Genomic DNA, 13,495 nt, shown 5'->3' on the forward strand with positions numbered 1-13,495 from the left:
TACCATAGCCTGTCAAAGAGATAAGGGTATAAAATGAGCATTGAAATTAAAGCACCTACTTTTCCAGAATCTGTAGCAGACGGCACCGTTGCTACTTGGTACAAACAGCCAGGCGAAGCCTGTGCACGTGATGAGCATATTGTAGACATCGAGACTGATAAAGTTGTCTTGGAAGTTGTTGCTCCTGCTGATGGTGTGTTGAAAGAAATCCTAAAAGGTGAAGGCGACACTGTATTAAGTGACGAAGTATTGGCGATTTTTGAATCTGGAGCTTCGGCTTCTGAAGCACCTGCTAAAAAAGCGGATGCTCCAGCTGAAAAGTCTGCAGCACCAGCTTCGGCTTCTTCAAAAGAAACGGTTCAGATTAAAACGCCAAGTTTCCCAGAATCCGTTGCCGATGGTACGGTTGCTACTTGGTACAAACAGCCAGGTGAAGCCTGTACTCGTGATGATCATATCGTCGATATCGAAACGGATAAAGTGGTTCTAGAGGTGGTTGCACCAGCTGATGGTGTGATTGGCGAAATCTTGAAAAACGAAGGCGATACCGTTCTTAGTGATGAGGTTCTAGCTAACTTCTTGGTTGGTGCTTCTGGTTCAGAAGCAGCACCTGCGCAAGCTGAATCTACTTCCGCTGCAGAAGGTGATGAAGATGGTGTTGCAGGCCCTGCTGCACGCAAAGCGCTTTCTGAAGCTGGCTTAACGGCGTCCCAAGTGAAAGGCACTGGAAAAGGTGGTCGCATCACTAAAGAAGATGTTGAAGCTGCAGTTAAGTCAAAATCTGCTGCTCCTGCTTCTACTGCTGCTCCAGCCAAAGCTGCGCCAGCTGCAAAAGCCGCTTCTGCTCCAGCTTCTACCGCATTGGGTGCTGAAGGTCGTGTTGAAAAACGCGTTCCTATGACGCGTCTTCGCGCAACTATTGCTAAGCGTTTGGTTGAAGCTCAGCAGACAGCTGCATTGTTAACTACATATAATGAAGTTAACATGGGCCCTATCATGGAGCTTCGTAAGAAGTACAAAGATGAGTTTGCTAAAGCTCATAACGGCACGAAGCTTGGTTTCATGTCTTTCTTCGTGAAAGCGGCAACAGAAGCGCTTAAACGCTTCCCTGCTGTAAACGCTTCAATTGATGGTAACGACATTGTTTACCATGGTTACCAAGACATCGGTGTGGCTGTTTCTACCGATCGTGGTTTGATGGTTCCTGTTCTACGTAATACTGAAGCTATGGGTCTTGCAGACATCGAGTCTTCAATCATGGACTTCGCGCTACGTGGACGTGACGGCAAACTAGGTATGGATGATATGCAAGGTGGTACTTTCACTATTACTAATGGTGGTACCTTCGGTTCTTTGCTTTCTACACCAATCATCAATCCACCACAAACAGCTATCTTGGGTATGCATAAAATCCAAGAGCGTCCAATGGCTGTTAATGGTCAAGTAGTAATCCAGCCAATGATGTATTTGGCCTTGTCTTATGATCACCGTATGATTGACGGCAAAGAAGCCGTACAATTCTTGGTAACGGTCAAAGACCTACTTGAAGACCCTGCACGTCTTTTACTTGAAATCTAAGTATTCGTATCAACTAGTTTGTATGAATTTTATACTAGGCGGCACAGTATGTGCTGCCTAGCTTGACTGAAAAATGGGACCTCTTATGTCTGATAAATTTGATGTTGTTGTAATTGGTGGCGGCCCTGGTGGTTATGTAGCCGCTATACGAGCTGCTCAGTTAGGTTTAAAAACAGCCTGTATCGAAAAATGGTTAGACAAAGAAAACAAGCCACGTCTTGGTGGAACTTGTTTGAACGTTGGCTGTATTCCTTCTAAAGCATTGTTAGACTCTTCTCACAAATTCCATGATGCGAAAGAATCTTATGGTGTCCACGGTATCACTACGGGTGAAGTATCCATGGATGTGAATGCCATGGTTGATCGCAAAGATAAAATTGTTGATCAACTTACTGGTGGTATTTCAGGTCTTTTCAAAGCAAACGGTGTCACAAGCTTTGAAGGTTTTGGTAAAGTACTAGCGAACAAGAAAGTAGAATTTACTGCGCACGATGGCACAGTAACTGTAATCGAAGCTGAAAATGTTATTTTGGCAACAGGTTCTGTTCCAGTTAACATTCCACCGGCTCCACGTACAGGTGATATCATCGTTGATAACGAAGGTGCACTTGATTTCCGTGCTGTACCAAAACGTCTTGGCGTAATTGGTGCTGGTGTTATCGGTCTAGAACTTGGTTCTGTATGGGCTCGTTTGGGTTCAGAAGTGGTTGTTCTTGAAGCACAAGATTCATTCTTGAGCGTATGTGATCAAGATCTTGCCAAAGAAGCGGCTAAAATCTTCAAAAAGCAACATTTAGACATTCGTCTAGGTGCTCGCGTTACTGGTAGCGAAATCAAGGGTGAAGAAGTTGAAGTAACTTACCTTGATGCGAAAGGTGAAGAACAAAAGCAAACTTTTGATAAGTTAATCGTTGCGGTTGGTCGTAAACCATTCACTCAGGGCTGTTTCTCAGAAGATTCTGGCGTGAAGCTAGATGAGCGTGGTTTTGTCTTTGTTGACGAACAGTGCCGTACTTCTGTACCAGGTGTTTTCGCGATTGGTGATATTGTTCGCGGACCTATGCTGGCTCACAAAGCATCTGAAGAAGGTGTGATGGTTGCTGATATTATTGCAGGCCATAAAGCACAAATGAATTACGACTGCATCCCTTCTGTTATTTACACACACCCAGAGCTAGCTTGGGTTGGTAAAAACGAGCAAGAGCTAAAAGCAGAGGGTGTTAAGTTTAAAGTGGGTAAATTCCCATTTGCAGCATCTGGTCGCGCTATGGCGGCTAACGATACTGATGGTTTTGTTAAGATAATTGCTTGTGAAGAAACTGATCGTATTTTAGGTTGCCATATTATCGGCGGCCATGCGGCAGATTTGATTGCTCAAGCTGTTATTGCAATGGAATTCGGTTCTACAGCAGAAGACATCGCCTTGACTGTATTTGCTCACCCAACAGTAAGTGAAGCAGTTCATGAAGCGGCGTTAGCGGTAGATAACCACGCGATTCATATTGCAAATCGTAAAAAGCGTTAATCCAAATTAGATTTGCCGGCCAATGAGCCGGCAATTTCTGTCTTAACGGGCAGAGCTTATGTCAACCATTCAGATGAGCGGAAGAATCAAATGAACTTACATGAATATCAGGCTAAACAGCTTTTTGCTGAATACGGCCTGCCAGTATCTACAGGGTACGCAGTAGACACGCCAGAAGAGGCGGTTGAAGCAGCGAAGAAAATTGGTGGTGACAAGTGGGTTGTTAAAGCTCAGGTTCATGCTGGTGGTCGCGGTAAAGCAGGTGGTGTAAAACTTGTTGATTCTTATGAAGAAGTTGCTGCGTTTGCACAAAACTGGTTAGGTAAAAACCTAGTTACTTACCAAACTGACGAAAATGGTCAGCCAGTTGCTAAGATTCTTGTTGAGTCTTGCACTGACATCGCAAACGAATTGTACCTAGGTGCTGTTGTTGACCGTTCTACTCGTAAAGTTGTTTTCATGGCGTCTACTGAAGGCGGCGTTGAAATTGAAAAAGTAGCGGAAGAAACACCTGAACTTATCCATAAAGCGATTATTGATCCTCTTGTGGGTGCTCAGCCTTACCAAGCGCGTGAAATCGCGTTCAAAATGGGTCTAAACGCTGCGCAAATCAAGCAGTTCACTAAGATCTTCCTTGGTTTGTCTCAGATGTTCCATGATTACGATTTCGCACTTCTAGAAATCAACCCTCTTGTTATTACAGATGAAGGTAACCTTCACTGTCTAGACGGCAAAATCAACATTGATAGCAATGCTGTTTACCGTCAGAAGAAAATGCAAGAGTTCCACGATCCATCTCAAGAAGATGAGCGTGAAGCACATGCAGCACAGTGGGAACTTAACTACGTTGCACTAGACGGAAACGTTGGTTGCATGGTAAACGGTGCCGGCCTAGCAATGGGTACAATGGATATCGTTAACCTACATGGCGGCAAGCCAGCTAACTTCCTAGACGTTGGTGGCGGCGCGACGAAAGAGCGTGTTGCTGAAGCGTTCAAAATCATCCTTTCTGATGACAATGTTAAAGCCGTATTGGTTAACATCTTCGGCGGTATCGTTCGTTGCGATATGATTGCTGAAGGTATCATCGGTGCTGTTGAGCAAGTAGGCGTAAACGTGCCTGTTGTTGTTCGTCTTGAAGGTACAAATGCTGAACTAGGTCGTGAAGTTCTTGCGAACTCTGGTCTAGATATCATTGCTGCAGCAAGTTTGAAAGACGCGGCAGAGCAAGTAGTTAAAGCTGCGGAGGGCAAATAATAATGTCTGTTTTAATTAACAAAGATACTAAAGTAATCTGTCAGGGTTTCACTGGCGGCCAAGGTACTTTCCACTCTGAGCAAGCGATTGCTTACGGAACGAAAATGGTTGGTGGTGTTACACCTGGTAAAGGTGGTCAAACTCACCTTGGCCTTCCTGTTTTCAATACAGTAAAAGAAGCGGTTGAGCAAACTGGTGCTGAAGCATCTGTTATCTACGTTCCAGCTCCTTTCGTTAAAGACTCTATTCTTGAAGCGGCTAATGCAGGCATCAAACTGATTGTTTGTATTACTGAAGGCGTTCCAACTCTAGACATGCTTGACTGTAAAGTAGCTTGTGACAACCTAGGTGTACGTTTGATCGGCCCTAACTGCCCAGGTGTTATCACTCCTGGTGAATGTAAGATCGGCATCATGCCTGGCCACATTCATATGCCAGGTAAAGTAGGTATTGTATCTCGTTCTGGTACTTTGACTTATGAAGCGGTTAAGCAAACAACGGATGCAGGCTTCGGTCAATCTACTTGTGTAGGCATCGGTGGTGACCCAATCCCAGGTACTAACTTCATCGACGTATTGGAAATGTTCCAAAACGATCCACAGACTGAAGCGATTGTAATGATCGGTGAAATCGGTGGTACAGCTGAAGAAGAAGCGGCTGCTTACATCAAAGCAAACGTTACTAAGCCTGTTGTATCTTACATTGCTGGTGTTACTGCACCTGCTGGTAAGCGTATGGGCCATGCTGGCGCTATCATCTCTGGTGGTAAAGGCACAGCTGATGAGAAATTCGCTGCTCTAGAAGACGCTGGTGTTAAAACTGTTCGTTCTTTGGCAGACATCGGTGCTGGCCTTAAAGAAATCACTGGCTGGTAAGCTGGAACTTTAAGTTCAACTGATGATAAAAATCCCTGCCTAGGCAGGGATTTTTTTTGGCTGATAGGTGTTCATATGACGTGTCCATTTTGTTTAAAGGATAATGGCTGTGCTCTTGATGACAGTCAGACTTGTTGGTGTTTTAGAGTTAAAGTGCCGGAGGATTTACTGGCGCTTATACCGTTGGAGCAAAAAGGGCGTGTTTGTGTGTGCCAAGCGTGTATTGAATTTTATCTTGCCGATAAGTTTGGCTTTTTTAAAAAGTTCGACTTTAAGCCAAGATAGCTTTATTTTTTAAGAGAATATAAAGCTTGTTCATGTAGAGTTTTCAATAATAAAAAAGGAAGAAAGTAATGAGTGACGTGTCTGGCGGCAATACTGTTTATGATATTACAGTGATAGGAGCGGGTATTGTTGGCCTGTCAACCGCTTGGCAATTACAGCAGCGTTATCCTACGTACCGCATACTATTGATTGAAAAAGAAGCAGAAGTTGGGATGCATCAGACCGGCCATAACTCAGGTGTTATTCATGCTGGGGTTTATTATGCGCCAGGAAGTTTAAAAGCCGATTTTTGTCAGCGAGGTGCCAAAGCCACTAAGGCGTTCTGTCTTCAACATAATATCAAGTTTGATGAATGCGGAAAATTATTGGTTGCAACCAATCCCGCTGAGCAAGAGCGTATGGAAGCCCTGTACTCGCGATGCCAAGAAAATAACTTAGAAGTGCATAAGCTAGATCAGGCACAGCTTAAAGAGCGTGAGCCTAATGTGAAAGGCCTTGCGGCACTGTATGTGCCTTCTACCGGAATCGTCAGCTATCGAGAGATTTGCCATAAGCTTGCTGAGCTTTTCGTAGGGAAGGGTGGCGAACTGCGCTTAGGTACAGAGGTGGTTGGCCTTGATGAGAGTCACGAACGTGTGGCGATCACATTGAACAACGATGTAGTGAGTACATCTTATCTGGTCAGCTGCAGTGGTTTGATGGCGGATCGCCTGACTAAGATGCTTAATATCCCAACCGACTTTCAAATTATTCCTTTTCGTGGCGAATATTACCGTTTGCCTGCAAAACACAATAAAGTTGTAAATCATTTAATCTATCCAATTCCGGATCCAGACTTACCGTTTTTAGGGGTGCATTTGACTCGTATGATCGATGGGTCTGTGACGGTAGGCCCAAATGCGGTACAAGGATGGAAGCGAGAAGGTTATGGTCGAATTAACATAAACCTTCGTGACGTATTTGATATGGTGCGTTTCCCCGGCTTTTGGAAGCTGCTATCTAAGCATTGGAAAACAGGTTTGGTTGAGACTAAAAACTCTTGGTATAAACCTGGTTACTTGGCGCAAGTGCAGAAATACTGCGACCTTGTTTCATTAGATGATTTGCAGGCTTATCCCGCTGGGATACGCGCTCAGGCTGTGATGAAAGATGGCAGTTTAGTGCATGATTTTCTGTTTGCTCAAAGTGCTCGTACCTTGCATGTTTGCAATGCGCCTTCTCCTGCAGCGACCAGTGCTTTTCCGATAGGAGAATACATCGTTAACAAGCTAGATGATCAAATTACCTCTGTTTAGTGGATCGAAAGTATTGTGAAATAAAGATGATGAGGTTTGTTCTTTTGAGCTGATTCAAGCTACAGTAGTCATTGTGCTAATCATTGATAAGGAATAAGTATGACAGGTTTAAAGAAAAATTTAGGCTTTACTCGTTTGGCACGAGGTGTTGCCGCTGCCTTACTTGTTACTCAAGTAACAGCGTGTGGCACATTGCTTTACCCTGAACGTCGTGGACAAACGAATGGCCAAATTGATATCGGTGTGGCGGCATTGGACGCCATTGGTTTACTGTTTTTCTTTGTTCCTGGTGTTGTGGCATTCGGTGTCGATTTCGTAACGGGGGCAATATATTTGCCTGGTGGCGGAATGGCCAGTTTAACGGAAGATGAATTGAACACCATTAAGAATGGCTCAGACTCAATCGATGTTGAGAAATTTAAAACTGTGATGGCGCAACGTAATGATATTGAGTTGCCTAAAGATATTTATACTGATCAATTGAATGTTGTTGCTATGTCTTCGCCCCAGTCTCTAAAAACGGCAATGAGCCTGAATGACCAGCGTGTTGCGGTTTCATCAGCTTACTAATTGGTTTAGACGAGCGTTATAGATAAGATATGTAACGTCTAAAAATAGGGTTATGGAGCACTTCTCTGTAACCCTATTTTTTTATGTTTTCGCAGACTTTGTAAACAATCTCTTGCATTTGTTTGAGATCCTGATGCTTGTCTAGTGTAATGATTGATACTTGGGTTTTGATGATATCTTGCCAAATGTTGTCTGCAATGTTGATTGATTCCCCCTCTACTTGAATGACTATATCCACATCATGTTTGCGTATTAGGGCAGACACTTCACTGGGCGAAAATACTGTCACACCGTGAACCAGCGTTCTGTTATTCCAAGGTTCATCGTCTATGAAAGCGATAATATTCAGGGGTTGTCTAGCCTGTTTGTTTTGGTCGAGTAAGGACTTAGACAGCGCAAAGCAGAGGTAGTCAATACCAACAAAAATGAGCTTTTTGGGGATCGGCCTGCGTTTAAAGTATTTAGGCAGTACGCTCGTTAGTGTGTTAATCATCATGTTTCAAGTCGTTTTTGTGTAGCGTTGCTTTGGCCTGCCACCTGTTTTGTAATCGAGTGTCATGCAGACATAGCCTTGGGTTTCTAAATACTCAAGGTAGCGTCTTGCGGTGATGCGGCTAAGATTAATGGCATCGCCAATTTCTTCGGCAGTGAATGAATGTTCCTCTATGGTTTCAAGGTATTGATTGAGCTTTTCTAAGGTGTTTTCGTCAATGCCTTTCGGTGTTTTTCGGCTGCCGTCTTGAGAAGCGCTCTTTCGAAATAGCGCATCTATGTCTTGTTGATCGATTTTATTGTTTTTCGTTAGACGCTTTTTAAAATCTAAATAATCATCCAACGCCTGTAATACGCGAGACATGCGAATTGGTTTGACTAAGTAATCTATCACGCCAAGTTGGATGGCTTTTTCAATGGTCGTGGTTTCTCTTTCTGCCGTTGTCATGATAAAGGCGGCATTGAAACCACGCTGCTTTAAAGATTTTACTAAGCCAATCCCGTTTCCATCAGGAAGCGTAATATCTACCATAATTAGTTCTGGTTCGAATGCTTCGGCTTTTAATTCTGCTTCAATAATACTTTCACAGACTGCGATAACATGAAAATCATTGTGCTGGTTTACGGTACTTTCTAATACATAGCTAGCACGCAGATCATCTTCCACAATCATTACAGGAATGCGACTCATCTTATTAGCGCTCGTTTATCTAAATATATACTAAACACAGTGGTGTTTTCTTCACTGCGCTCCCAATCCAGACTACCATGATATTGGTCGACAACTTTTTTAACCAAATATAAGCCAATACCGTGTTGCTCTGTACTGTGCTTGCTGCTGACACCAAAATCCAATATTCGGCTTTCTAGTTTTTCATCAATACCGGCACCGCTGTCTTCAATTTGTATCATGATGTGGGCGTTACGATCACTGATATAGAGTTTAACAAATGGTGATGAATGCTGTCTGTTTGACCAGGCTGCCAGAAAGGCATTGTCTATTAGGTTTCCAACTAAAGTGACCAAGGCTTCATTTGCCTCAGAAGGGTAGTGACCTAATTGGCAATCGCTATCCATTTGCATGTCTACTTTTAAGTCTTTGGCTTTGTTGTGCTTAGCGAAAATAAGGCCTGCTACAGCACTGTTTTCGATGGTCTGAATAATGCGTTTTAGTATTATTTGGTCGCCGTCGCTTTCTTTTTGGAGGTATTCAATAGCGTCATCATAGCGCCCTGCTTGCAGCATACCAGACAGTACATTAAGTCGATTAGAATGCTCATGTGTTTTAGCACGTAATAAGTCAGCGTAATTCTTTGTGGAAATTAGCTCTTGTTCTAGAGACTTTTCACCGTGATCAGGAAAGAAGACGATGACATAGCCTACATTGCCTTTTTTACCTTTGATAGGGTAAAGGGTAGCGATAAATTCCAGAGCACCTAAATGAAACCTGTTTTGAGTGAGTTGGCCTTTTGCTTCTAAGATAAAATGGGAAAGACTTTGAGAGAGTTCTTTTAACGGCTTTCTGACAACTTGTGACGGGCTTAAAACGTTCATGGTTAACCATTCAACCGCTGTGCTGTTAATCGCGGTAATGCTCTGTTCATGATCAATGGCAACAATGCCATCGCGAATGCTGTCTAAAATTAATTCATGCTCTTTGAATTTCTGTACGATCTCTTCTGGTTCTAAGCTTAAAAAAGTCCGTTTTAACTTGGCGATCAAAAAAATCGCGATAACCACACCAAGTAAATAAACTAGCACAACAAGTAAGCCTGCTTCTTTTAAATGTTGATATATCAATTCGCTGGTAGTTTGAGATAAATAGCCAACGCTAACGGCCCCAATTACGTCTGAATTGTGTTTTATAGGTGTGAAATTGCGGATGGCTTCCCCTAGTGAACCGCTGGCGACATTGGTAAAAGCGATGCCTTGCTGTAGGACTGGGTATATATCGTCTCCAATAAAAGCTTTACCGATCAATGTGGGTGTTGGATGACTTAGACGAATGGCGTCTTTGTTTACGACAACAATATAAGATGCGTCTGTTTGCTGGCGAAGATTTTCAATGTGCTGCTCTAGGGAAGTAAATTGGCCCGAATTGCTTGCTTTGACGGCCTGAATCACTTTTTCGTCTTGGGCAATGACTCGAGCTAGCTCCAACCCTCGTTTACTTATTCCTTCTAAATAGGCATTTTGTAGGGAATAGCCGAATACGAATGCCGCTGAAATGATAATGGCGGTAATGGTTGAAATTGTAATTAATGCTAAGTAGGACTTAAGTGTCATGTATGGATTATTACTTATGAAATAAGAGCGCTGATTATACAGCATACAGAGGGAACGGCTAAACAAAAGGGAAAAGCCTTGACGGACTTTTCCCTTTTGTTTGAAAGCTAGCAAGGTGATTATGCGGACTTGCTAGTGTATTAAATAACTTGTTGAAGTGTTATGCGATCGATTGCACCACAATTGTCGCCAATATCAGCATGAAGGCACCACCAATTCGCGATGAGATTTGTGCGAAAGGCATCAGCTCCATACGTTTACTTGCCGCAAGTACCGCTACGTCGCCTGTACCGCCCATGTTTGCCATGCAAAGCCCGCCAGTAATCGCTGCCTCGATTGGATAAAAGCCCATCAACCAGCCGATTAAGCCAGCACCAAAAACAGCGCCAAGTACGGTGATTAGAACTAGTAAGAAGTAGATTGGAGATAGAGCATTAAGAATTTGGTTCAGATCTGTGTATGCCACACCAATGCCGACCAATAGGGCTGGTGTTAGGTTGCCAACAACAAACTTGTACCAAGAAAAAGCAGCTTGCTCTAACGCCTTAGGCATAATGCCAGACACTTTGATAATAGCGATTGACAGGATCATTAGCGCATAAGTGTGCATGCTAATGTAGTTGGATAGAAAAGTACCAATGAAGTACATGCTGACAGCCAACAAAGCACCAACGCCAAGAGTGGTGACAGTCAATCCAGAGACTGTTTGGTCTTCTTCCTCAATCGGTTTTTGGCCGCGAATTAGTTGGCCATTACCTGTTAGGCTTGGGGACATCTGGCCGAGTTTATTGAGCAATCCCGCAATCACAATAGCGATAGCATTACCAATAGCCAATGCAGGAACCATTTGTGACATTAGCGTCTCTGCATTCATGCCCGTCTTTCCAGACATGATTTCAACAAGTGGCACAGCTCCAGCACCCATACCACCACCCATAATAGGCAGTGCTATTAACATCACGGAATCGTAAAAGTCTTTGCTCACCAGCATGCCAACTAGGCCTGTGAAGATACAAGCGAAGAAAGCAGACCCTAAAATCACCGGAATGTATTTTAATGCGGCTTGTTTTAGGGTTTGTGTGTCCATACCAAAAATGGAGCCCGTTACTAGACTGGCAACATAAAACGCTAAGAAGCCACCACTTTTCATGAAGGTTGTAATGTTGCTTTCAGCGCTAGAAGGAAACAAACCGCTGTGGAATAAGTAAGCAGAGCCGAAAATGACGACAATCGCGCCACCACCGAAGAACTGATTGATAATAGGGGTTCTGTCCCCAATGTAATTAAGGATGAAGCCGATGATGACCATAATACCCAAGGCACCGATCATTCCGCTGGGCATTTGGCCGGCAAACGTGGCCAATAGAATGGTAATTGCGGCAATAGCCAATATGATTTTACTGGTGCGTTGATCGCGCACTGTCATAGCATCATTACTGAACATGGTAGACTCTCTTGTTTTTTTGCTTGTTTTGATATGCGGCGCAGTCTACCAACCTTCGTTATAAGCGGAAGTTTCTTTTCTTCTAATGAAACTAAAAAGTGGTTTTGAAACTTTTGTAATGCAAGTTATTGTCACGTTTTACACAATAGCGTAAATTTTTCCCTTAATGATGAGTCTTTATCCATGACGTCATTTTGTCCGCTGGCATTGGCTTGGCAATGAAATAGCCTTGCCCAAATTGACAGCCAATCTCTAATAACGCCTGTTGAATTTCTTGGGATTCAACGCCTTCAGCAATGAGCTTGTAATTAAATGCTTGGCTTAAGGCAACGATACAAATCACGATAGATCGATCCTCAGGATTTTTTAATAGGTTTTGTACAAAGCTCTTATCGATTTTTAATGTGTTCAAAGGCAATTGTTTTAAATAGCTTAGGGACGCATAACCTGTCCCAAAATCGTCCAATGCGACATGCACACCTAATTGGCTACAGGCTTTTACCACCTCAACAGCATGTTTGATGTCAGACATAGATACTGTTTCTAGGATCTCAATCTCTAATGCTTGAGGGTTTACCGCTGGAGTTTGCTCTAGTAACAGAGAAAGGCGCTGAACAAAGTTGTGATTTAACAAGTGAGCAGGAGCAATATTGACACTAATGACAAGGTCTGGGATATTCCAAATTGCGTGTTGCTTTAGAGCTTCTTTTAGAACCCATTCACCAATCAAAACCCCTGTATTTGGATGCTCTAATGCTTCGGAAAAAGTCTCCGGATACAATAAACCTAGGCTGGGATGGTGCCAACGAATCAGAGCTTCAACACCGATTACCGTCTGTTTTACCATGTCAATCTGAGGTTGGTAATAGAGTTCAAATTCATTTAATGCGACACCTCGTTCAGCGGCTTGTAGCATGGTTCTGCGATCATATAGGCGCTTCTCTTCATGAGGATCGAAAAATAAAATGTTGTTACTACCGGAATTTTTAGCTTGATACATGGTTTGGTCAGCGCGACGTAATATGGTGTCAGCGTCTAGACTATTATCTGTCACCAAGGCTACGCCAACACTCGCAGAAACCTGTACTTGGCATTCGAACTCTGTCAGTTCAATAGGGGTGTTGATTAGGCTGATTAGCCTATTTAAGAACAGGTCGCATTCTTGCTTGCTGGCAATTCCTCTAAGCAGTAAGACAAATTCATCACCACCCATTCTAGAAAGCGTATCTTCTTTGCGAAGCAAATTTTTCAGACGATTCGCAATGGTAACCAAAACATAGTCACCCGTCTCATGGCCGTAATTATCGTTGACGGGTTTGAAATTATCCAAGTCCAAAAAAGCGACAGCAGCGGGTTCGTTGTTTTTAACGACCTGTTGCAACTTTTCTAATAGCAGCGGCCTGCTGGCTAACCCTGTAAGGTTGTCATAATGGGCCATATCGTGAAGTTTTTTTTCTAGCTCGGCACGATGCACTGAATTGATGATGGCGTGGATGAGTTTGTGGCTTTGTAGCTGACTTTTTAATAGGTAATCACTTGCTCCAAGCCTCATAGCCTCAGCTGCCACTTCTTCATCGCCTAATCCAGTGATCATGATGACAGCACAATGGTTATCCATCGTCGAACGAATACTATCTAGCAAAGTGAGTCCCGAAGTTAATCCCAAACGGTAGTCAATAATGACACAGTCAAAATTACTCTTGCTCAAATGCTCTAAAGAGTCTTCGACGGAAACCGCTTCAGATACGTGCGTTTTTATGTCTGATTTGGACAGCATTCTACGCAGACGTTCACGATCAACATCATCATCGTCAACAATCAGCAGCTTTAGTGTGGGCCCTTGGTAGGCTTCTAATAGGTCTACAGTGAATTGTGCTTCCATAGTAAC

Annotated in this window: 12 protein-coding genes; 7 read left to right on the forward strand and 5 right to left on the reverse strand. The window is 43.3% G+C overall.

What is annotated here, in order from left to right; translation table 11 throughout:
- Positions 1 to 33 precede the first annotated feature (33 nt).
- From odhB to C1X04_RS18565, 7 genes are all read left to right on the forward strand, one after another.
- Entirely contained in the window at positions 34 to 1,578 is a 1,545-nt protein-coding gene (gene odhB / locus C1X04_RS06810) for a 2-oxoglutarate dehydrogenase complex dihydrolipoyllysine-residue succinyltransferase (protein ID WP_137169503.1), read from the forward strand.
- Between the two features lie 85 nt (positions 1,579 to 1,663).
- Positions 1,664 to 3,103, forward strand: coding sequence for a dihydrolipoyl dehydrogenase (lpdA, locus tag C1X04_RS06815; RefSeq protein ID WP_110571775.1), 1,440 nt, complete (start codon positions 1,664 to 1,666; stop codon positions 3,101 to 3,103).
- Between the two features lie 90 nt (positions 3,104 to 3,193).
- On the forward strand, positions 3,194 to 4,360 hold the full coding sequence (gene sucC / locus C1X04_RS06820; protein WP_110571776.1) for an ADP-forming succinate--CoA ligase subunit beta: 1,167 nt from the start codon (positions 3,194 to 3,196) through the stop codon (positions 4,358 to 4,360).
- A gap of 2 nt (positions 4,361 to 4,362) precedes the next feature.
- On the forward strand, positions 4,363 to 5,235 hold the full coding sequence (gene sucD / locus C1X04_RS06825) for a succinate--CoA ligase subunit alpha (protein ID WP_110571777.1): 873 nt from the start codon (positions 4,363 to 4,365) through the stop codon (positions 5,233 to 5,235).
- 75 nt (positions 5,236 to 5,310) lie between these two features.
- A complete protein-coding gene (locus C1X04_RS18855; protein WP_137169504.1) occupies positions 5,311 to 5,520 on the forward strand; it encodes a cysteine-rich CWC family protein in 210 nt (69 codons plus the stop codon).
- A gap of 68 nt (positions 5,521 to 5,588) precedes the next feature.
- Positions 5,589 to 6,815 (forward strand): L-2-hydroxyglutarate oxidase, encoded by a 1,227-nt coding sequence (gene lhgO, locus C1X04_RS06835; RefSeq protein WP_137169505.1) that lies wholly within the window; start codon positions 5,589 to 5,591, stop codon positions 6,813 to 6,815.
- Positions 6,816 to 6,914: 99 nt separating this feature from the next.
- Positions 6,915 to 7,385 (forward strand): hypothetical protein, encoded by a 471-nt coding sequence (locus tag C1X04_RS18565; protein WP_217495003.1) that lies wholly within the window; start codon positions 6,915 to 6,917, stop codon positions 7,383 to 7,385.
- Between the two features lie 73 nt (positions 7,386 to 7,458).
- Here C1X04_RS18565 and C1X04_RS06845 read toward each other — a convergent pair whose 3' ends face one another.
- From C1X04_RS06845 to C1X04_RS06865, 5 genes are all read right to left on the reverse strand, one after another.
- Positions 7,459 to 7,881 (reverse strand): nucleoside-diphosphate sugar epimerase/dehydratase, encoded by a 423-nt coding sequence (locus tag C1X04_RS06845; RefSeq protein WP_254682354.1) that lies wholly within the window; start codon positions 7,879 to 7,881, stop codon positions 7,459 to 7,461.
- Positions 7,882 to 7,884: 3 nt separating this feature from the next.
- A complete protein-coding gene (locus tag C1X04_RS06850) occupies positions 7,885 to 8,568 on the reverse strand; it encodes a response regulator (protein WP_137169506.1) in 684 nt (227 codons plus the stop codon).
- On the reverse strand, positions 8,565 to 10,163 hold the full coding sequence (locus C1X04_RS06855; protein ID WP_175404910.1) for a sensor histidine kinase: 1,599 nt from the start codon (positions 10,161 to 10,163) through the stop codon (positions 8,565 to 8,567). Before C1X04_RS06855 ends, C1X04_RS06850 begins: the two co-directional genes overlap by 4 nt.
- Before the next feature lie 160 nt (positions 10,164 to 10,323).
- Positions 10,324 to 11,607, reverse strand: coding sequence for a 2-hydroxycarboxylate transporter family protein (locus C1X04_RS06860; RefSeq protein ID WP_110571791.1), 1,284 nt, complete (start codon positions 11,605 to 11,607; stop codon positions 10,324 to 10,326).
- Positions 11,608 to 11,770: 163 nt separating this feature from the next.
- On the reverse strand, positions 11,771 to 13,489 hold the full coding sequence (locus C1X04_RS06865) for a GGDEF domain-containing response regulator (RefSeq protein ID WP_137169507.1): 1,719 nt from the start codon (positions 13,487 to 13,489) through the stop codon (positions 11,771 to 11,773).
- Between the last annotated feature and the right edge of the window lie 6 nt (positions 13,490 to 13,495).

This window comes from Marinomonas sp. FW-1 (genome assembly GCF_005222245.1).
GTDB lineage: Bacteria > Pseudomonadota > Gammaproteobacteria > Pseudomonadales > Marinomonadaceae > Marinomonas > Marinomonas alcarazii.